The organism is Pseudomonas sp. PS1(2021) (assembly GCF_020405165.1).
Taxonomy (GTDB): Bacteria; Pseudomonadota; Gammaproteobacteria; order Pseudomonadales; family Pseudomonadaceae; genus Pseudomonas; species Pseudomonas aeruginosa.
Window position 1 is genome coordinate 4,832,857 of the sequence record NZ_CP084484.1, and the last position, 19,776, is coordinate 4,852,632.

The 19,776-nt window shown below is 64.0% G+C and carries 23 protein-coding genes and 2 pseudogenes; 19 read left to right on the plus strand and 6 right to left on the minus strand.

Features of this window, described 5'->3' with window-relative positions; translation table 11 throughout:
* Positions 1 to 6 precede the first annotated feature (6 nt).
* From cueR to LE197_RS23210, 3 genes are all read left to right on the plus strand, one after another.
* Entirely contained in the window at positions 7 to 486 is a 480-nt protein-coding gene (gene cueR / locus LE197_RS23200; protein ID WP_008786743.1) for a Cu(I)-responsive transcriptional regulator, read from the plus strand.
* Positions 487 to 502: 16 nt separating this feature from the next.
* A complete protein-coding gene (gene fdx, locus LE197_RS23205; protein WP_008786744.1) occupies positions 503 to 841 on the plus strand; it encodes an ISC system 2Fe-2S type ferredoxin in 339 nt (112 codons plus the stop codon).
* Between the two features lie 217 nt (positions 842 to 1,058).
* Complete coding sequence (locus LE197_RS23210; protein WP_008786745.1) at positions 1,059 to 1,817, plus strand: MauE/DoxX family redox-associated membrane protein; 759 nt, start codon at positions 1,059 to 1,061, stop codon at positions 1,815 to 1,817.
* A 74-nt stretch (positions 1,818 to 1,891) separates the two neighbouring features.
* On the opposite strand, the gene LE197_RS23215 is transcribed toward LE197_RS23210, so the two are convergent.
* Both LE197_RS23215 and LE197_RS23220 read right to left on the minus strand, forming a co-directional pair.
* On the minus strand, positions 1,892 to 2,086 hold the full coding sequence (locus LE197_RS23215) for a heavy-metal-associated domain-containing protein (protein ID WP_003821167.1): 195 nt from the start codon (positions 2,084 to 2,086) through the stop codon (positions 1,892 to 1,894).
* Between the two features lie 57 nt (positions 2,087 to 2,143).
* Positions 2,144 to 2,404 carry an Lrp/AsnC ligand binding domain-containing protein gene (locus LE197_RS23220; protein WP_019396553.1) on the minus strand — a complete coding sequence of 87 codons (261 nt, stop codon included), beginning with the start codon at positions 2,402 to 2,404 and terminating at the stop codon, positions 2,144 to 2,146.
* A gap of 70 nt (positions 2,405 to 2,474) precedes the next feature.
* On the opposite strand from LE197_RS23220, the pseudogene LE197_RS23225 reads away from it, so the two are divergent.
* From LE197_RS23225 to LE197_RS23300, 16 genes and pseudogenes are all read left to right on the plus strand, one after another.
* Positions 2,475 to 2,633, plus strand: a pseudogene (locus tag LE197_RS23225) (4-hydroxyphenylpyruvate dioxygenase); the annotation flags it as partial.
* A gap of 286 nt (positions 2,634 to 2,919) precedes the next feature.
* Positions 2,920 to 3,864, plus strand: a pseudogene (locus LE197_RS23230) (LysR family transcriptional regulator).
* Positions 3,861 to 4,139, plus strand: coding sequence for an EexN family lipoprotein (locus tag LE197_RS23235; RefSeq protein ID WP_106468509.1), 279 nt, complete (start codon positions 3,861 to 3,863; stop codon positions 4,137 to 4,139). The pseudogene LE197_RS23230 and the gene LE197_RS23235 overlap by 4 nt, the downstream one beginning before the upstream one ends.
* 234 nt (positions 4,140 to 4,373) lie before the next feature.
* A complete protein-coding gene (locus LE197_RS23240; RefSeq protein ID WP_058158361.1) occupies positions 4,374 to 6,383 on the plus strand; it encodes a conjugal transfer protein TraG in 2,010 nt (669 codons plus the stop codon).
* Positions 6,380 to 6,856 (plus strand): ribbon-helix-helix protein, CopG family, encoded by a 477-nt coding sequence (locus LE197_RS23245; RefSeq protein WP_033938318.1) that lies wholly within the window; start codon positions 6,380 to 6,382, stop codon positions 6,854 to 6,856. The genes LE197_RS23240 and LE197_RS23245 overlap by 4 nt, the downstream gene beginning before the upstream one ends.
* Positions 6,853 to 7,923: a P-type conjugative transfer ATPase TrbB gene (gene trbB / locus LE197_RS23250; protein WP_058158360.1), complete on the plus strand. Its 1,071-nt coding sequence runs from the start codon at positions 6,853 to 6,855 to the stop codon at positions 7,921 to 7,923. The genes LE197_RS23245 and trbB overlap by 4 nt, the downstream gene beginning before the upstream one ends.
* The gene (locus LE197_RS23255; protein WP_058158359.1) at positions 7,920 to 8,297 is read left to right on the plus strand and encodes a TrbC/VirB2 family protein; all 378 of its coding nucleotides are present in this window, start codon (positions 7,920 to 7,922) and stop codon (positions 8,295 to 8,297) included. Before trbB ends, LE197_RS23255 begins: the two co-directional genes overlap by 4 nt.
* Positions 8,294 to 8,563, plus strand: a complete 270-nt coding sequence (locus tag LE197_RS23260) for a VirB3 family type IV secretion system protein (RefSeq protein ID WP_023081460.1) — start codon at positions 8,294 to 8,296, stop codon at positions 8,561 to 8,563. Before LE197_RS23255 ends, LE197_RS23260 begins: the two co-directional genes overlap by 4 nt.
* 10 nt (positions 8,564 to 8,573) lie before the next feature.
* Positions 8,574 to 11,021, plus strand: coding sequence for a conjugal transfer protein TrbE (gene trbE / locus LE197_RS23265; protein ID WP_058158358.1), 2,448 nt, complete (start codon positions 8,574 to 8,576; stop codon positions 11,019 to 11,021).
* On the plus strand, positions 11,018 to 11,746 hold the full coding sequence (gene trbJ / locus LE197_RS23270) for a P-type conjugative transfer protein TrbJ (protein ID WP_058158357.1): 729 nt from the start codon (positions 11,018 to 11,020) through the stop codon (positions 11,744 to 11,746). The genes trbE and trbJ overlap by 4 nt, the downstream gene beginning before the upstream one ends.
* Before the next feature lie 12 nt (positions 11,747 to 11,758).
* The gene (locus LE197_RS23275; RefSeq protein WP_058158356.1) at positions 11,759 to 12,085 is read left to right on the plus strand and encodes a hypothetical protein; all 327 of its coding nucleotides are present in this window, start codon (positions 11,759 to 11,761) and stop codon (positions 12,083 to 12,085) included.
* A complete protein-coding gene (gene trbL, locus LE197_RS23280) occupies positions 12,082 to 13,467 on the plus strand; it encodes a P-type conjugative transfer protein TrbL (protein ID WP_058158355.1) in 1,386 nt (461 codons plus the stop codon). Before LE197_RS23275 ends, trbL begins: the two co-directional genes overlap by 4 nt.
* A gap of 18 nt (positions 13,468 to 13,485) precedes the next feature.
* Positions 13,486 to 14,190 (plus strand): conjugal transfer protein TrbF, encoded by a 705-nt coding sequence (trbF, locus tag LE197_RS23285; protein WP_044316453.1) that lies wholly within the window; start codon positions 13,486 to 13,488, stop codon positions 14,188 to 14,190.
* A complete protein-coding gene (gene trbG / locus LE197_RS23290) occupies positions 14,187 to 15,191 on the plus strand; it encodes a P-type conjugative transfer protein TrbG (protein ID WP_058158354.1) in 1,005 nt (334 codons plus the stop codon). Before trbF ends, trbG begins: the two co-directional genes overlap by 4 nt.
* Positions 15,192 to 15,193: 2 nt before the next feature.
* Positions 15,194 to 16,474: a TrbI/VirB10 family protein gene (locus tag LE197_RS23295; RefSeq protein ID WP_058158353.1), complete on the plus strand. Its 1,281-nt coding sequence runs from the start codon at positions 15,194 to 15,196 to the stop codon at positions 16,472 to 16,474.
* Positions 16,471 to 16,692 carry a DUF2274 domain-containing protein gene (locus LE197_RS23300; RefSeq protein ID WP_033938303.1) on the plus strand — a complete coding sequence of 74 codons (222 nt, stop codon included), beginning with the start codon at positions 16,471 to 16,473 and terminating at the stop codon, positions 16,690 to 16,692. Before LE197_RS23295 ends, LE197_RS23300 begins: the two co-directional genes overlap by 4 nt.
* A gap of 35 nt (positions 16,693 to 16,727) precedes the next feature.
* Here the strand turns inward: LE197_RS23300 and LE197_RS23305 are convergent, their stop codons facing one another.
* The 4 genes from LE197_RS23305 to LE197_RS23320 form a co-directional block, all read right to left on the minus strand.
* Positions 16,728 to 17,009: a hypothetical protein gene (locus LE197_RS23305; RefSeq protein WP_071540639.1), complete on the minus strand. Its 282-nt coding sequence runs from the start codon at positions 17,007 to 17,009 to the stop codon at positions 16,728 to 16,730.
* Between the two features lie 8 nt (positions 17,010 to 17,017).
* Positions 17,018 to 18,010 (minus strand): caspase family protein, encoded by a 993-nt coding sequence (locus tag LE197_RS23310; protein WP_071540640.1) that lies wholly within the window; start codon positions 18,008 to 18,010, stop codon positions 17,018 to 17,020.
* A 9-nt stretch (positions 18,011 to 18,019) separates the two neighbouring features.
* Positions 18,020 to 18,391, minus strand: coding sequence for a TIR domain-containing protein (locus tag LE197_RS23315; RefSeq protein ID WP_071540641.1), 372 nt, complete (start codon positions 18,389 to 18,391; stop codon positions 18,020 to 18,022).
* 493 nt (positions 18,392 to 18,884) lie between these two features.
* A complete protein-coding gene (locus tag LE197_RS23320; RefSeq protein ID WP_003116068.1) occupies positions 18,885 to 19,772 on the minus strand; it encodes a ChaN family lipoprotein in 888 nt (295 codons plus the stop codon).
* Between the last annotated feature and the right edge of the window lie 4 nt (positions 19,773 to 19,776).

The window sequence follows — 19,776 nt, forward strand, 5'->3', positions numbered from 1 at the left end:
AACACCATGAACATCGGTGAAGCATCCAAGGCCTCGAAGGTCTCGGCCAAGATGATCCGCTACTACGAGCAGATCGGCTTGATTCCCCCGGCCGACCGGAACGATTCGGGCTACCGCGCCTATAGCCAGGACGACGTACACCGGCTGCACTTCATCCGGCGTGCGCGCGACCTCGGCTTCTCGGTGGCCGAGATCACGGACCTGCTGGGACTGTGGAACGACAAGTCGCGCCGGAGTGCCGACGTCAAGCGCCTGGCGCAGCAGCACATCTCCGAGCTGGACCGGCGCATCGCGAGCATGTTGGAGATGGCCGAGACGCTCAAGGCGCTGATCCGGTGCTGCGCCGGCGACGAACGGCCCGACTGCCCGATCCTGCACACGCTGGAGCAACTCGATACCAGCGACGACGAGCCCGAAGCGCGCACCGGCGCCGTGCCACGGCGTGCAAGTGGCAACGCAGCGGCAAAGAAGCCGCGTGCGCACTGAGCAGCCGGGAGAGACCATGCCCAAGATCACCGTCTTGCCCCATCCTGAACTGGCGCCCGAGGGCGCCGAGCTGAACGTGCCGGTCGGCACCTCGATCTGCGAGGCGCTGCTAGACAACGGCATCGAGATCGAACATGCCTGCGACATGAGCTGTGCCTGCACGACCTGCCACTGCATCGTGCGCAAGGGATTCGATTCCCTCAACGAGGTCGAGGAGTGCGAGGACGACCTGCTTGACCGGGCCTGGGGGCTAGAGGCGCAATCGCGCCTGAGCTGCCAGGCCATCGTGGCGAACGAGGACCTGACCGTCGAGATCCCGAAGTACACGATCAACCATGCCAAGGAGAACCACTAGGACCCAGCGTGCCGCCGCGGGCGCGCCGGCCTGCGGCGGGGTTGCTCTGGCAGACGGAGGACTGACGGCGTTGCAGCCTGACGACCGCCCCGGGAGCCAGATGCCTACACCCCCTTGCACCACCGCCGGTTAGGCTGGAAATGTCGTCAAAGTCCTTCAATCCGTGATAGTCGGCGCTGCGGCCGGCCCATGAAAAGTCCCACAGGAGAAGTCCAGCATGTCTGCGCCCAAACAAGCCACGCTCTACCGGATGGTCATGCCCGGCCATACCTGCCCCTACGGGCTGAAGTCGCTCGATCTGCTCAACCGCAAGGGCTACGAGGTCGAGGACAAACACTTGGCGAGCCGCGAGCAGACGGATGCGTTCAAGAAGGAGCATGGCGTCGAGACCACGCCCCAGGTCTTCATAAACGGGCGGCGCGTGGGCGGCTACGACGACCTGCGCAAATTCTTCGGCATGTCCGTGAAGGACAAGAACGCCGTGACCTACACCCCTGTGATCGCGCTGTTCGCCATGGCGGCCGCGATGGCGCTGGCGGCGAGCTGGGCGGCCTTCGGCCAGCTCTGGAGCATTCAGGCGGCAGAGTGGTTCGTGGCCTTTGCCATGTGTCTCCTGGCGCTGCAGAAGCTCAAGGACGTGGACGGCTTCGCGACGATGTTCCTCAACTACGACCTGCTGGCCAAGCGCTGGGTTCGGTATGCCTATTTCTACCCGTTCGCGGAGGCCATCGCAGGCGTCCTGATGGTCGCGGGCGTGGGGATGTGGGTGTCGATTCCGTTGGCGCTGTTCATCGGGACCGTCGGGGCCGTGTCGGTTTTCAAGGCGGTCTATGTCGATCGCCGGGAACTCAAGTGCGCCTGTGTGGGCGGGGACAGCAACGTGCCGCTGGGCTTCGTGTCCCTGACCGAGAACCTGATGATGGTGGCGATGGCCCTGTGGATGTGGGCCAAGGTCGCCTACCTTGGGATGCACTGAGCGCCGCGCCAGGTACGGCGCAGCGCACGTGCTCGCATCGGCCGTCCTGTGTGCAGGCCGGCCACGACGCGGTGTTACTGCGCGCGCGGCGGGAAGCCAGCTTCGCTCAGGGCCGCGGCGATCTGCTCTTGCGAGGCCGAGGTCTGGACCTCGACACGGCGGGTCGGCGGGTCCGTGACGATCTTGGCGTTGGGGTCGATCGTTTGGATCGTTTTCGTAACGGTGCGGGCGCAGCCGCCGCAGGTCATGTCTTCGAGATGGAATTGCATGGAAAACTCCTTTCGGGTTGGGGTGTTTGAAGTCTGGTCCTTGCCACGGTTGGAAGGTCAAGCGCTATTTGCATCCCCGCTACACCAATCGGCCGAATGCTCATAGGGCAAGGCCGTGGTGCTCTTTACCCGATCCAGCACGAAGCTTGTCTTGCAGTCCTGCACGCTGGGGTGCTTGAGCAGCGTGTCGAGCACGAAGCGAGAGTAGTGAGCCATGTTCCTGACGACCACCCGCAGCAGATAGTCCATGTCGCCGGTCAGCGCATGGCATTCCACGACCTCCGGCCATTTCTGGACCGACGCGCGGAACACGTCCATGGGATTGCGCTTGTGCGAGTCGGAGTGCTTTTCGAGACGCACGTTCAGGTAGGCCGTGAGCGTGAGGCCGATCTTCTCCGAGCCGCTGCTCGGCCCGGTGTTCTTCGAGTTCATCGAGCGCAAGGGCAACTACCGCGAGGGCTTCGGCGAAGGTAACTTCGGTGCCTTGTTCGAGTCGATGGAGCGCGACCAGATCAACCGCGGCGCGCTGGAAATCAACCCAGCCTGATTCGGGCTTTCCCCCTGAAGGCATAGCACCTTCCGCATCTCGCGAGCCCCGGTGGGGCTCGCACTATTTTGGCAAGCGGCCTCCACGATGCCCATTGGCCCTCGTGCAGCTTGCACCATTCATCTCCTCACAATCGAACATCACCACGGCACGGTGCAGGCTTCTTTGACTAATATATGAACACATGTATAATTGTTTATTCAATATTTGGCCTCAGCTCGACTGGTGCTACAGCAGGCGTGCATCTCGTCCCCCGAATCAACATGGATCATGGAAGGACAAGACTATGGAACTTCGTCACTTGCGCTGCTTCATTGCGGTTGCTTAGGAACTCCATTTCGCCCGCGCTGCCGAGCGGCTGCACATCGAGCAGTCTCCACTGTCACGGGCCATCAAGGAACTGGAAGAAGAACTGGGCGTGATGCTGTTTGCCCGCACCACGCGCAGCACTCGGCTGACCCGTGCGGGCGAGCTGTTTCTGGAGCACGTGCGCCGCGTGCTCTCCGCCTTGGAGCAGGCACGCGATAGCGTGAAAGCGGCAGCAAACGGTTTTCATGGCCAGTTGCGCGTGGCATTGTCCGACGGCATCACGCCGTCGCGCCTTTCTGCGTTGCTCGTACTTTGCCGCCAGGAAGAACCCGAGGTCGAAATCCGGTTCTTCGAGGTGCCCCTATCGCAACAGATCAAGGGGCTGCATAGCGATCTGTATGACGTAGGGTTTGCTCAATCCGACGAAGTGGGCGACGGTATCGTCGCCACGCCCGCATGGAGCGATGCGCTGATGGTGGCCGTGCCAGCTCGGCATCCGCTTCTGGCCCACAAGCGCATCCCCTTGGATGAGTTGCTTCGCTATCCACTGGTTCTGTGCGATCCACAGGCATGTGAGGGCCATGCCAAGCAAGTTGAACGGGTGTTGCGCCGTGCGGATGTGGAGCCACTGATTGCAGAGAGGGTTTCGTCCACCGACCTGATGATGGCCCTAGTCTCGGCCGGTTTTGCGCTCGGCCTAGCAGGCAGTGCACACATTGCCGCCAGCCGTGAGCCGGGTGTAGTGGCCCGGCCGCTAGCTTCGCGCGTGTCGCCCCTCACGACCTATCTGTTGCGGCTGGACGGAGATCCGTCCGACGAGTTGGCGCGGTTTATTGAGCGCGCACAGGCCATCGAACAGCCGGAAACCCCCAGGCCCATACGAGGCCGTAATCCCGATCACCCGGAGGAACTGACGCCATGAAGAAGATCATCCCATTCTTGCTGGTTGCCGTGTTGACTGCCTGCGGCCAGTCCGATGGGCCACAGAAGTCCGCCGGTTCCGCAGCCAACATCCCGACAGTGGAAGAGCTGGCGGCCAACCCCGAACGGCTCAAGGAACTGCGCCAGCAGTGCAAGACCGACCGCCCCAAGCTGGGCGACGTGTTGTGCAACCGGGTAGCCGAGGCCACGCGCAAGCGGTTTTATGGTGATGGCAACACACCTTATACGCCGCCGGAGAACCCGCCCAAGTTCTGATCGCTGGCGATTCGCCACGAACTTTTCATTTTCTGCCCGACACGCCGCAATGCGCCTTCGCTTGCGGCGTTTTTCCTTGGCCCGATGCGGCCCTAATTCTTTCCAATTACTCGACCTTTCTTCCGATAACGGTCTTTGACCGGCACCGACCCGGCACCGATCCTCACGCCATGCGGCACGTCCTTGTGCCGCGTGTGAGCGAGGAATCAGCGCAGGAGAAATCGGAGGCCAGTCATGCAAGGTCAGGGCGTGCTGTTCGGGCAGATCGCCGCTGTTTTCAGCATCGTGATCGCCGGCGTATGGAGTGCAACGCAATGGACAGCGGCCGCTCTCGGACATCAAGTACGTCTTGGCTCGCCCTGGTTCGACTTCTTTGGCACGCCGGTCTATCACCCTTGGCGACTGTTCGAGTGGTGGTTCTTCTTCGATGCCTATGCGCCGCACATTTTCGACGTAGGCGGTGCGATTGCCGGCGGTAGCGGCCTACTGGCCGTGCTGGTCGCCATCGCCATGTCGGTGTGGCGCTCACGGCAGGCCAAGCTGGTCACGACCTACGGTTCGGCGCGTTGGGCCGATGCCGCCGACATCCGCAAGGCGGGCCTGACGCAGCCGGCCGGTGTGTTCCTCGGCCAGCATGATCGCCAGTACCTGCGGCATGAAGGCCCGGAACACGTCCTGTCCTTCGCACCCACGCGCTCGGGCAAAGGCGTGGGCCTGGTGGTGCCGACGCTGCTGTCGTGGCCTGCCTCGGCCGTCATCCACGACATCAAGGGCGAGAACTGGCAGATTACGGCTGGCTGGCGTTCGCGCTTCTCGCATTGCCTGCTGTTCAACCCCACCGATGCCAAGTCGGCGGCCTACAACCCGCTGCTGGAAGTGCGGCGCGGTGCGCATGAAGTGCGCGACGTGCAGAACATCGCCGACATCCTGGTCGATCCCGAAGGGGCGCTGGAGAAGCGCAACCACTGGGAGAAAACCTCGCATGCGCTGCTGGTGGGCGCCATCCTGCACGTGCTCTATGCGGGCAAGGACAAGACGCTGCGCGGCGTCGCCAACTTCCTGTCCGACCCGGCCAGCCCCTTCGAGCTGACCTTGCACCGGATGATGACCACGCCCCACCTCGGCGATGGCCCGCATCCGGTGGTGGCCTCCGCTGCGCGCGAAGTGCTCAACAAGTCGGACAACGAACGCTCCGGCGTCCTGAGCACCGCCATGTCGTTCCTGGGTCTGTACCGCGATCCCACGGTGGCCGAAGTCACCTCGCGCTGCGACTGGCGTATCGCCGATCTGATTGCTTCCGAGCATCCGGTGTCGCTGTATCTGGTGGTGCCGCCTTCGGACATCAGCCGCACCAAGCCGCTGATCCGGCTGATCCTCAACCAGATCGGCCGGCGCCTCACCGAATCGCTCGATGGCAGCGACGGCATCGACCGCCGCCACAAGCTGCTGCTGATGCTGGACGAGTTTCCGGCGCTGGGCCGTCTGGACTTCTTCGAGACGGCGTTGGCCTTCATGGCCGGCTACGGCATCCGCAGCTTCCTTATCGCGCAGTCGCTCAACCAGATCGACAAAGCCTACGGCCAGAACCATTCGATTCTGGACAACTGCCATGTGCGTGTGACCTTCGCCACCAACGACGAACGCACGGCCAAGCGCATTTCCGAAACGCTGGGAACGGCCACCGAGCTGCGCGCGCAGCGCAACTACGCCGGCCACCGGCTCGCGCCGTGGCTCGGGCATCTGATGGTGTCCCGGCAGGAAACCGCACGTCCGCTGCTCACCCCAGGCGAAGTGATGCAGCTTCCGCCAGATGACGCCGTGGTGATGGTGTCCAGCGTCGCGCCTATTCGGGCGAAGAAACTGCGCTACTACGCCGACGCCAATTTCAAGCGCCGCGTGCTGCCGCCGCCCCCGCTGGCGGACGGGCAGTACGCCGACGCGCCGCCATCGCGCCCCGACGACTGGAGCGGCCTGGCGATTCCGGCCGTGCCTGCCGCGCCGGCCGTGGCACCCGCCGATGGCCTGGGCGGCACCGACGACGGTGGCCCGCGCCGGCAGCCGGAGCTATCCGAGGTTGCCGAGTACCACCCTGAACAAGCGCCAGCCGCCAACGACCTGGCGCTGCTCGATGACGACGACTTGCCGCTGCCTGCCTTTGCCGCGCTTCCCGGCCAGCTCGATCCGGCCATGCAGCGCACGGCCCGGCTGGCTTCCCTCGACCCCAACGACGGAATCGACTTATGAGCCAATACCGCCTCAACCTGTTCATCCAGCACGAGCACGCCAAGCGCCTGGACGAACTGGCCGCCAAGAAAGGCGTGTCGAAGTCCAGCATCGTTGCCGCTGCCTTGGCGTCCTGGCTGTCTCCCGACGCGGGCGATCAGCGCGAGGCCGCCATTGCCAAGCGGCTGGATCGCCTGTCGCGGCAGACCGAACGCCTGGAGCGTGACCAGAACATCCAGATCGAAACGCTGGCGCTGTTCGTCCGCTACTTCCTGACCGTCAGCACGCCGGTTCCCGAAGCGCATCAGGAAGCGGCCCGCGCCCAGGGCAAGGCGCGCTTCGAGCAGTTCGTCGAACAGCTTGGCCGCCACCTGCTGCGCGGCCGCAGCCTCGTGCGCGACGTGGTGGAAGAACTGCACCCGGACACCGCACGCATGGATGACGCGGCGGCATTGGCCGAAGCCCATGAACGTGCTGCGGAGCGTGCCTCATGAGCGCCGTTCCGCAGTTCCCGCCCGAGCCACGTTCGTCGGCCGCGACTTCGCTGGATCGCCGCATCCAGATGTTGCGCACGGCAATGGGGCCGCTGATCGCCACCGCGCTCGAAGACCCGGACGTGGTGGAAATCATGCTCAATCCCGACCGTACCCTGTGGGTCGATCGCCTGTCGTCGGGTCGCACGCCGCTGGGCGTCGAACTTCCCGAAGCCGATGGCGAACGCATCATTCGTCTGGTCGCAGCGCATGTCGGCGCGGAAGTGCATCGCGGCCAACCGCTCTTGACCGCCGAGCTGCCCGAAACCGGCGAGCGTTTCGAGGGCATCTTGCCGCCGGCCGCACCGGGGCCGGCCTTCGCTCTGCGCAAGCGTGCCGTGAACATCATCGGCCTGGATCGCTACGTGGCCGACGGCATCCTGACCGCCGGGCAGGCGGACTTCCTGCGCCGCGCCGTGCGCGAGCGGCAGAACATCCTGATCGCCGGCGGCACCAGCACCGGCAAGACCACGCTGGCGAACGCGCTGCTGGCCGAGATCGCTGCCACGGGCGATCGCGTACTGGTACTCGAAGACACCATCGAACTGCAATGCGCGGCCCGTGACCATGTACCGCTGCGCACCCGTGCGGGCGTGGTGTCGATGCAGGAGCTGGTGCGCGCCACGATGCGCCTGCGCCCAGACCGGGTGATCGTCGGCGAAGTGCGCGGCGGCGAAGCGCTGGATCTCATCAAGGTGTGGGGCACCGGCCATCCAGGCGGAATCGCCACCATCCACGCCGGCTCCGCGCTGGGCGCGCTACTGCGGCTGGAGCAACTGATTCTCGAAGTCGCGGTGAACCCGCCGCGTGCGTTGATCGCCGAGGCGGTCAACGTCGTCATCCACATCGCCGGACGTGGCCGTAAGCGCCGCGTCGAAAGCATCGCCCGCGTCGTCGGCTTCGACGCCGCTGGCTACCAACTGGCGGACGCGCTGGAAGCGCCGCTTCCCGAGCTGCCGCCGGTTTCCCTCGCAGCCGCTGCCGCTGCGCCTTTCCCGTCCCCCGACCCCTCTGGAGAACTGCCATGACGCCTAGCCATGCTTTCCGTACTTCCGTAAATCCGGTGCCCATCCTTGCACGCCTGCGGCGCCTGGCCCGGCCTGCCCATCGGGGCCTGATGCTGGCCGCCATCATGCTGATGACGGCCGGCACGGCGCAGGCCGCCGGTTCTTCGATGCCCTGGGAAGGGCCGCTGCAATCCATCCTGGAGTCGATCCAGGGGCCGGTCGCACGCATCGTTGCCGTCATCATCATCATTGCCACCGGCCTGGCGCTGGCCTTTGGCGACACGTCGGGGGGCTTCCGCAAGCTGATCCAGATCGTCTTCGGTCTGTCCATCGCCTTTGCCGCGTCCTCGTTCTTCCTGTCGTTCTTCAGCTTCTCCGGTGGGGCGGTCGTATGAGTACGGCGACCGATCTTCCGGGCTTTGAAGTGCCGCTGCATCGCTCGTTGACCGAGCCGATCCTGCTGGGCGGCGCGCCGCGCACCGTGGCGATCGCCAACGGCACGCTGGCCGCCGCCGTCGGGCTGGGCCTGCAACTGTGGATTCCCGGCGTGGTGCTCTGGATCGTCGGCCACTCGCTGGCGGTCTGGGGCGCGCGCGTCGATCCGCAGTTCATGCAGGTCTTCGCGCGGCACATCAAGCACAAGCCGCTGCTGGACGTGTGAGGGGGATGCCATGCTGAACCTTGCCGAATACCGCCAGCGTCCGGCGTTACTCGCCGACTGGCTGCCCTGGGCCGGGCTGATCGCGCCGGGCGTGGTGCTGAACAAGGACGGCAGTTTCCAGCGCACGGCGCGCTTTCGCGGGCCGGACTTGGACAGCGCTACGCAAGGCGAGTTGATCGCCACGTCGGCACGGCTCAACAACGCGCTGCGCCGGCTGGGGTCGGGCTGGGCGCTGTTCATCGAGGCCGAACGCCGGCCGGCGGCGGACTATCCGCATTCCGACTTTCCCGAACCGCTGTCCTGGCTCGTGGACGAGGAACGCCGCGCCGCCTTCGAGGAATCGGGTCACCACTTCGAGAGCGGCTATCACCTGACGTTGGCCTATCTGCCACCGGAAGAATCCCGTGCTCGCGCCGCGAAGATGCTCTACGAGAACGCGCCCGGCGATGGCGTGGACTGGCGTGGCCGGCTCGATACCTTCGTCGCGGAAACCGATCGCGTCTTCGACCTGCTCGATGGCGTGATGCCGGAAATCGCCTGGCTCGATGACGCTGAAACGCTGACCTATCTGCACGCGACCGTCTCGACACGACGCTACCGCGTGGGCGTGCCCGAAGTGCCGTTCCACATCGACGCGCTGCTGGCTGACTGCGCACTGGTCGGCGGCCTGGCGCCCACGCTGGGCGACCAGCACCTGCGCGTGGTGTCGGTGCGAGGTTTCCCGACTTCGACCTGGCCGGGGATTCTGGACGACCTCAACCGCCTGGGCTTCGGCTACCGCTGGAGTACGCGCTTTGTCTGCATGGACAAAGCCGAAGCAGAAAAGGAACTCGGCCGCCTGCGCCGCCAGTGGTTTGCCAAGCGCAAGAACGTGGTCGCGCTCTTGAGAGAAACCATCTTCCAGCAAGAGTCGCCGCTGGTTGATACCGACGCCAGCAACAAGGCGACCGACGCTGATGCCGCCTTGCAGGAGCTGGGCAGCGATCAAGTCGCCTTCGGCTACCTGACGGCCACCGTCACCGTGATGGACACGGATGCCGGCGTGGCGGACGAAAAGCTGCGCATGGTGGAGCGCGTCATCCAAGGACGCGGGTTCGTCACTATCCCCGAAACGCTCAACGCGGTCGATGCTTGGCTGTCGTCCATCCCCGGCAACGCCTATGCGAACGTGCGCCAGCCCATCGTTTCCACGTTGAACCTGGCGCACATGATGCCGCTGTCCGCGGTGTGGGCCGGGCCGGAGAGGAACGACCATCTCAACGGCCCGCCGCTGATCGTCACCCGCACGGATGGTTCGACGCCGTTCCGGCTGGTGACGCACATTGGCGATGTAGGGCACACGATGATTGTCGGCCCAACCGGTATGGGAAAGTCGGTGCTGGTGGCGACCTTGGCGATGCAGTTCCGTCGCTACCCGGGATCGCGCATCTTCGCTTTCGATATAGGCCGCTCTTTGCGCGCCGCCATCCTGGGCCTGGGCGGTGAGCACTATGACCTCGGGGCCGATGGCGGCATCGCATTCCAGCCGCTCGCGCGCATCGACCAAGAAAGCTACCGCACTTGGGCGGCCGAATGGATGGAAGGCCGGCTGCTGCATGAAGGCGTGATCGTCGGCCCCGACGAGAAGGCGGCGATCTGGTCGGCGCTTGGGAGCCTCGCCGGGGCGCCGGTGGAGCAACGGACGCTGACCGGGTTCTCCGTGCTGCTGCAATCCAACGCGCTGCGCCAGGCCCTGTCGCCCTATGTGCTCGGCGGCGCACACGGCAAGTTGCTCGACGCCGATCACGACCGGCTCGGAATGGCCGACGTGCAGTGCTTCGAGATGGAAGAGCTGATGCACAGCAAGGCCGCCGTTCTGGCCGTGCTGAGCTACTTGTTCGCGCGCCTGGAAGAACGATTCGATGGCTCCCCAACCATGCTTTTCCTCAGTGAGGCATGGATGTTTCTGGATGACCCGGTGTTCTCGGCACGGCTTCGGCAGTGGCTGAAGACCTTGCGGAAAAAACAGGTCTCCGTCGTTTTCGATACGCAATCGCTGGCTGACATCAAAGAATCGTCTATCGCGCCGGCCGTCATCGAAAGCTGCGCCGTCCGCATTTTCTTGCCCAACCCGCAGGCGACGGAACCGCAGATTCGCCCGATCTATGACGGTTTCGGTCTCAGCAGCCGACAAATCGAGATTGTCGCCACCGCGCAACCCAAGCGCGACTACTACTACCAATCCCGCCTCGGCAACCGCCTGTTCGACCTCGACCTGGGGCCGGCCGCGCTCGCGTTCGCGGGCGCTTCGACTCCGCAGGATCAATGCGACATCGACCGCGTTCTTGCGCAGGTCGGCGCGCCGGGCTTTGCCGGCGGCTGGCTGCGCCATAGCGGCCTCGACTGGGCCGCCGACCTGCTGCCGTCCGCACCGGCGGCTGTTTCCTTCTTGTCCCAACTATCGGAGAACCAGCCATGAAAAAGCGTCTTCTCGCCGCCACTGTCGCGGCCATGCTCTGCACCGTCTCTACCGTCCAGGCGCAATGGGTCGTGGTCGATCCCACCAACCTCGTCCAGAACACGCTGACGGCCATCCGCACGCTGGAGCAGATCAACAACCAGATTCAGCAACTCCAGAACGAAGCACAGATGCTGATGAACCAGGCTCGCAATCTGGCGAGCCTGGACTTCAACATCGTCAACCGCCTGCGTTCGACGCTCGCCACCACTGAACGCCTGATCGCCGAGGCGCAGGGGCTGGCTTACGACGTGCAGAACCTCGACCGCGATTTCGCGCGGCTGTACCCCGAGCAGTACGCCGCGACCGTCAGCGGCGATCAGATGTACCGGGATGCGCAGGAGCGTTGGCAGCACACGCTCGACGGTCTGCATACCGCGATGCGCATGCAGGCGCAGGTATCGCAGAACCTGCGCGAGGACGAAACCGCGCTGGCCGACCTCGTGAGCCAGAGCCAGTCCGCCACCGGCGCCTTGCAGGCCGCGCAGGCGACCAACCAGCTCTTGGCCTTGCAGGCCAAGCAGTCGATCCAGGCGCAGCAGCTCCAGATCACCCAGGACCGCGCGACCTCGCTCGAACTGGCGCGGCAGGCGGCGGCCACCGAGCGCGCCCGCGAAGTACGACGGCGCTTCCTCGGCACCGGCACGCCGTACACGCCGCAGCGCGTGGACTTCTATGGCAATTGACGGGAGACGGTCATGCGATGCGCTTCCGTCCTGCTGACCGTGCTGCTGACCGCTTGCGGCCAGCAGCCGGCCGAGAACCTGGCCGACGCCTTGGCCGCCGATCCCGTGCGGCTCAAGGCGCTGCGCGGGCAATGCGCGGCTGACCGGCAGGCCGTGGGCGAGGACGCCTGCCGCGCCGCCGCCGAAGCCTTCCGGCAGCGCTTCTTCGCCGGCCATACCGGGCCGGACGAGTACGACTCGCTGGCCGAACTGCCGCCAATCCCGCCGAGCTTCGATACACCCGCCGACGACATGCAAGAAGGCGACACGCCGCTCGCCCCACCGGAGGACACGCCATGAACGACGTGACCATCATCGACCGCTTCCTCGATACCTTCTCGCGCTACATCGACTCGGGTTTCGGCCTGCTGCAAGGCGAAGTGGCGTTTCTCACCGCCACGCTCATCGTCATCGACATGACCATCGCCGGCCTGTATTGGGCCATGAGCCACGCCACCGGCCAGGGCGAGGACGTGATCGCCAAGCTGCTTCGCAAGGTGCTCTACGTCGGTGCGTTCGCCTACATCATCGGCAACTTCAACTGGCTGGCCGGCATCGTGTTCCGCTCGTTCGCCGGCCTGGGCCTGACGGCCACCGGCTCGGCCATCACGATGGAGAACTTCCTGCAACCGGGGCGGCTGGCGAAGACCGGCATCGACGCGGGGGCGCCGATTCTGGAACAGATCGGCGACATGGCTGGCTTCCCCGAAGTGTTCACGAACATCGACCCGATCGTGGTGATGTTCCTCGCGTGGCTAGTGGTGATCCTCTGCTTCTTCGTGCTGGCCGTGCAGCTTTTCATCACGCTGATCGAGTTCAAGCTGACCACGCTCGCCGGCTTCGTGCTGGTGCCGTTCGCCTTGTGGAACAAGACCAGCTTCCTGGCCGAGAAGGTGCTGGGCAACGTGGTATCGGCCGGTATCAAGGTGCTGGTGCTGGCCGTGATCGTCGGCATCGGCTCGGGGCTGTTCGCCGAATTCCAGACCGTGCCGGATGAGCCTTCCATCGACCATGCCCTGGTGGTGATGCTGGCCTCGCTCGCTCTGCTGGCACTGGGCATCTTCGGCCCCGGCATCGCCACCGGCCTGGTGTCCGGGGCGCCGCAGCTTGGCGCGGGCGCGATGGCCGGTGCCGCTGTCGGCGCTGTCGGCACGGGCGTTGCCATCGGTGCCGCCGCGACCGGCGTAGGTGGTGCCGTAGCAGCCGGGGCGCGCATGGCGCCAGCCGCCGCCAAGTTGGCCGGCGCTGGGGCGCGTGCCGCCACGTCGGCGGCAGGCAGCGCCCGGTCGGCGTTCCAGGCCGGCTCCGCCGCTGCGGGCGGCGGGGCCAAAGGCGCGGCGGCTGGTCTTGGCAACATCGCCAAGACCGGCGCACAGGCCGCTGGCCGCCGTGCCGCGTCGGGCGCGTCCGCCGCCGGGCAGAAGATGACCAGTTCCTTCCGTTCCGGCTGGAACGGATCTTCGGGCGATGACGGCGCAGGGGCCGCGTCCGGCCAATCCGCCGCAGGCGACGGCGCGGACGGCGCCGCCGGCTCGCAGAAGCAAGAGCAGCCCGCCTGGGCCAAGCGGATGCACCGCCGCCAGCAGATCACCCATGCCGCGACCACCGCCGCCCACACGCTTCGCGGTGGCGACGGCGGCGGCTCGGGGCAAGGCCCGAGCCTGCGCGATTCCGATACCTGACCACCAAGGAGAACCCTTATGCGATTCAAGCGACCGCAGGTGCGCTATGCCGATACGCCGCAGCCTGCCACCCCGTATCAAGCCGCCGCCCAGGTGTGGGACGAGCGCATCGGCTCGGCCCGCGTGCAGGCGAAGAACTGGCGTTTGATGGCCTTCGGTTGCCTGGTGCTGGCGCTGCTGATGGCCGGCGGCCTGGTCTGGCGCTCGGCGCAGTCCATCGTGACGCCCTACGTCATCGAGGTCGATCAGGCCGGACAAGTGCGTGCGGTCGGCGAGGCCGCCACGCCATACAAGCCGGCTGATGCGCAGATCGCCTACCACTTGGCGCACTTCGTCAGTCTGGTGCGCTCGCTGTCCATCGACCCCATCGTCGTGCGGCAGAACTGGCTCGATGCCTACGACTACACCACCGACCGCGGCGCGGCCGTGCTCAACGATTACGCCAGCAAGAACGATCCGTTCGCCCGCGTCGGCCGCGAATCGGTGACGGTGCAGATCACCAGCGTGGTTCGCGCCAGCGACACATCTTTCAACGTGCGCTGGACGGAACAGCGGTACGTCAATGGCGCACCCGCCGGCACCGAACGCTGGAACGCCGTGCTTTCCACCGTCCTGCAAACCCCGCGCACCGAGCAGCGCCTGCGCAAGAACCCGCTGGGTATCTACGTCAACGGCCTGTCGTGGAGCCGCGAACTGGATTCTTCCGAAGGAGCCAAGCCATGAACCTGCCTTTCCGCTTTTACGCTTTGCCGTTGATCCTGCTGGCCTCGACTGTCCTGTTCTCGGGCTGCGCCACTCAGGGCAAGCCGCCGCCAACCATCTCGCTCGATGAGCCGGTGCAGGCCCAGCCGCTGCCCGAACCGCCCCAGCCGGTGGAGGTTGTTGCCATTCCCGAGCCGCTGGCGCTGCCGGCGCAGCTAAAGCCGCTGCCGGAGGTGGACGAGGCCAAGCCCGCGCCGGAACCGGCCGACGAGACCGTGCGCGTGTCGAAGGCCAATGCAGAGGCGCGCATCGCGCCCACACGCGAAGGCTACGTCAATGCGATTCAAGTCTGGCCCTTCACCGATGGCGCGCTCTATCAGGTCTATGCCGCGCCGGGGCGTGTGACCGTGGTTTCGCTCCAGCCCGGCGAGGAACTGGTGACGGTCGCGGCCGGCGATACCGTGCGCTGGATCGTGGGCGACACGTCCAGCGGCAGCGGCGACGAGTTGCGCGTCAATGTGCTGGTCAAGCCGATCCGTTCCGGGTTGAAGACGAACCTGGTCATCACCACCAGCCGCCGGACGTACCTGCTGGAACTGACTTCGACGGAAAGGGCGTGGATGGCGTCGGTGTCCTGGGACTACCCGAAAGACCGGATGCTGGCCTTGCAGCGCCAGTCGCAGGCCGCACAGGCGACCGCGCCGGTGGATACCGGCCTGTCGCTGGAGAAGATCCGCTTCCGCTACGCGATCAGTGGCAGCAATCCGCCGTGGAAGCCGCTACGCGCCTTCGATGACGGCGAGAAGGTCTATATCCAGTTCCCGGCGGGCATCGCCCAGGGCGAGCTGCCGCCGCTGTTCGTGATCGGCGCGCAGGGCGACGGGCAACTGGTGAACTACCGTTTCCGCTCGCCGTACTACATCGTGGATCGGCTGTTCGGCGCCGCCGAACTGCGCCTGGGTGGAGACAAAGGCGACGTGGTGCGGATCGAGCGCACGGATGGCGTGGCACGGAGGAACTGACCATGACCCAGGACGACACTCCCGACCTCGCCACGCCGCAGGCGGGGAAGATCGCGCCCGAGGCGGTGGCGCTGCGCGCCCAGCCGCGCCCGGTCACGCGCCTGAACCGGCGCACGCTGGCCATCCTCGCCGGCGTCCTGTCGGTCGCCGTGCTCGGCGCGCTGATGTGGTCGCTGCAACCGCAGCGGCGCGGTGCGGGCGAGCAGACCGAGCTTTACAACGTCGATCGCGTCTCGAAGTCGGAAGGGCTGGATGCGCTGCCGACGGACTACTCCAAGCTGCCGCCGGCCTTGCCGCCCACGGTGCCGGAGCTGGGGCCGCCGTTGCCCGGCGATCTTGGCCCGGCCATCGTGAACTCGCAGCAGCCGGTGACGGCCGCCTACGCGGCCCCCGGCCACGACCCCAACGACGCGCTGCGCAAGGAGGCCGAGTCAGCCGCAGCCTCGCCGGTGTTCTTCCGTTCGGGTGCGCAGGACGCCGCGCCGGTGGCGCAGTCGCAGGTCGCCGCCGCGCCGGGCTTCGCCGCCAATGCGGCATTCGACCCGATGGCGGCCGGGCCGGCCTCGACGGTGGCCCAGCCCGCCGACCCGACGGCCATACAGAACCGGCAAGACCAGAAGGAGGCGTTCCAGCAAGCCGGAACCACGGAAACCCGTAATTCCGGCAATCTGACCCTGCCTGCCTCGCCGTATCAGGTCATGGCCGGAACGGTGGTCGCCGGGGCGCTGGTGACGGGCATCAAGTCGGACTTGCCGGGCGACGTGATCGCCACGGTGACGGAGCCGGTCTATGACACGGCCACCGGGCGCTTCCTGCTGATCCCGCAGGGTTCGCGCATCCTGGGCCGCTACAACAGCCAGGTCAGTTACGGGCAGAGCCGCGTTCAAGTCGTCTGGAACAGGATCATTCTGCCCGACACGTCTTCGCTCACGCTCGACAACCTGGCCGGCACTGACCCGGCCGGCTATGCCGGCCTGGAGGATGGCGTTGATTGGCATTGGGATCGCATCTTCGCCGGTGCGGTGCTAACCACGCTGCTGGGCGTTGGCGCCGAGCTGGCCGCGCCGGAGAACCGCCAGGACGGCGACCGCATCATCATCGCCGGGCGCGACAGCGCGCAGGACAGCATCAATCAGGTCGGGCAGGAGATGACCCGGCGCAACCTCAACATCCAGCCCACCTTGACCGAGCGGCCGGGCCTGCCGGTGCGGATCATCGTTGCGCGCGATTTGACGCTTCGCCCCTACCAGCCGCTCATGTTCAATCGAGGAACATCACGATGAGCACGCCAACCAAGAAATTGCGGCTGGGGCCGCTGCCGTCCAGCAGCAGCGTCAAGCTGACTTTTACATGCCCGGCCAGTCTGAAAGACGAACTCGACCGCTATGCGCAGCTCCATGCGCAAACCTATGGCGAATCTGTCGATGCAGCGACGCTGATCCCGCACATGCTGGAAGCCTTCATGGCGGGGGATCGGGGATTCAGGAAAATCCGAAAATAGATATATAAATTTAGCATCTTAAGAGGACTCGGAACTCATCTCCAATCCGAGCTTAGCTCTGACTCTATAACTGGCAAGTACCTATAAACTTGCTCTCGATCACTATTTTTCTCTTCATCGCTTAGGCTTGTATATGGGGTGGCTATTTGCTTTTCCCAACGCTCTGCAAGCTTGGCGGGAATTATAAGCGAGCCATCTTCTTGACGCACACATTGCTCATGCAGATAGCTTTGCCAATGAGCCCAGCGTTCATGTTCAATAGCGGCTAGTTTCTCTATGAGATCTTTGCGTGACAATAGAGATAAGTTGTCTGTCATTTCAAGACCTATATTAAGCCTTCTTTTACGAGATTCCAATAATGCTGACCTAACACTGTTAACTCGCAAGCTTTTCTCTGCATGGCAGCGTGCCACATATGGGGTGCGCCAACAGGCCGAACAAGATTAACTTTTACATATCGCTGAAGGATGGCGAATATAGCGTTATTCACTGGATTGGGCGCTGGAATGGTTGGGTCATTGCGCTGTTCCTCGGAGCGTTCCGGCTCATATGAGGGATCTAGGGGTAATTGATAATCTGCACTCGGGAAATGCCTTATTATGGCCTGGAGATCGGCCAGGCCAATTGGAGGTGCAGCCTTCCTTAGAGAAACAAAAGTTTTAACGTTTGTCTTAAATACAGGACGCTGCGCCCATGGGCCAAGTGATTGATCAATGTGAGCGTAGACGCTACCTGGGGTAACATCGCCAACAAGGTTCGCAGCAGCCCCGCCAAGCGCATCAACAAATAAGTTTGTAAAAACACCAGAGCCGCCGCCCGGAGCTTCCATGGCATATTGCTCTGCTGTTGATGCAGTGAGGATTGTTGTTCCTTCTTTTATTTCAGCAAATCCGGCCAGATTCGAGGTGTCTCCTGCAATACCACTATGGCAGCTGTCCAGAATAATGACTTTATTCTTTGCCCTAGAGTTGTTGGCTAGAGTCATAACTTCCGACAAAGCAAGTCCATCATCGCCCGTTCTGCAATCTCCTGCGCAAAGGAAGCCGCCGGTATCCTCAATGTATCCATGCCCGGCAAAATAGAACAGCGCAATATCTGCATCGCCGCTAAAAAGCTCTCGTACAGCATCTTTGAGGAAATGCTTTTCAACAATGTCGGCTGGACCTGTTCCAGTTATCACTCGGGGAGTTGCAAAATTGACAGTCCCATCGGCGTGTCGCTCCAAAACCGCCTTGACAGAGTGGGCATCGTTAACGCAGCCGCTGAGGGAATTTATATTTGCGTAATGATCAATCCCTACTATTAGTGCTTTGCGCATGACCTTGACCTATAGCGAGTCGATAAAATCGCTAATATTCTTGTCACTCCACGCATAAGTGGTAACGCCAGAAATTTGTGTTCGATCTGTCGAATAGGCCCAGATTCCACGAATCGGCTTATTTTCCTCTTTGGCGCATTGAATTTCCCATTTCTGACCGCTTGAATTGAGAGAATTTTTGCTCACCAGCACTATTACACCGTGAGACCGTCTGATGCGAGTGCGGACGCGATCTTTCCAATCCTTGTCATACGGTTCTTTAACCGACATATCTACAAATTCGTAAGGAGCTCGTGGACTCAACGATTGTCCTTTAAGGAAATCCCTCTGCCTCTCGTCCTCGATAGCGAATGCAATGAAAACTACTTTTTTATCAGCCATTTTTCCCCCTATGGTGACCGGAAAGATACAGTGAACTTTTGCTGCTCTTGACTATACACCTTGTTGCATGTCCCTCAAACGGTGTTGCGGACACTTTTTATGCATTGGAGCAGAAGTCAAAGCCGATCTCGCCGGCTCAGGTCAAGCTGTTGATTAGGGTTCGGGGCTACCGCCATCCTTTGAAGGTTCCGCCAACGCTGCACGTTCTTAGTTCTGGAGCGCAGCCAACCATTGGGCTATGATGACCGAATAAGCCCACCGTCCCTTGGCAATCGTCACCGCTACAGCGCGACCCGGCTTGCTTTCCCAGGGCTCTCATGTGGCTCCCAGCCCACAACGCCGCATCCCCTGCAAGCGGCACGAAACAGAGCTAACCTATTGCCCCGTATATGGTTTCAAGCCTCGCGTGATTTGCACGAAGGGCTTGACACCGGCCCTTTTTTGCCCGCGAAAACGTAGCGCGATACACGGCTCCAGGCCTCGCGCCCTTCCTTCAACGTGCCTTCTTCATCTCCGCGCAATAGTCCTTGTCCGGCTGTGCCGGCGTGTACCAGGCGTAGTCGGCCTCACGCGTCGTTACCGCCTGCCCGGCCTCGACCAGCATCAGTACCTGCGCACCCTTCTCCGCACCAAGGTCGCGCAGGTGGACCGGTACGCCGAGGTCGCGTCGGGCGTGGAAGCTGCCGGCGACGAGCATCGCCGGCAGTGGCGCATCGCGAAAACGCTCGGCCATGCGGCGGTCACGTTGCTGCTGGACGGCGAGCATCGCCGGCAATTGATCGTCGGGAAGCATGCCGCAGTGGGATTCGCGAATCTGCGCAAGCAGCGGCAGGCGCACGCTGTCACGCCTGGAGGCCGTTCCGGGAAGCGGCGGACGCTCCCTGTAGATGCGCATGATCTCGCTCCGCTGGAGGTTCGCCGCCAGCAACGGCGCGGGTTGCGCAATCGCCCAGGACACCAGGGGTCCGTACTGCGTCCAGTCCCAACCTTTCTGCCAGTCCAGGGCCTGCTCCAGGTTCGCCACCGGCTTGCCGGTCCCGAGTTGTGCGCGGACCGCATCCACCCGTGGTTGCTGGCCGGGATCGAGCATTTCCAGCAGCAGGCTGCCCTGCGCCCGATATTCGCCCAGGGCCTGCGCCAGCCACAGTTCCACGGCATGATGATCGGGATTGTCGTGCTTCTCGCCGACGATCACTCGCGGCGCGGCCGCCAGGCGTGCGACCAGTTGCTGCGGGCTCAGCGTCACGCCGCTGCGCAATTCGACTATTCGTCCCGTCTGCGGATCGTCGCGCCCTTCCGCGCTCTGCCAATCAGGCAGCGGCGGCAGTTGGGACTGGCAGCCGCCCAGCAGCAGACAGAAAGCGAACAGGCGAATGCGCATGGCG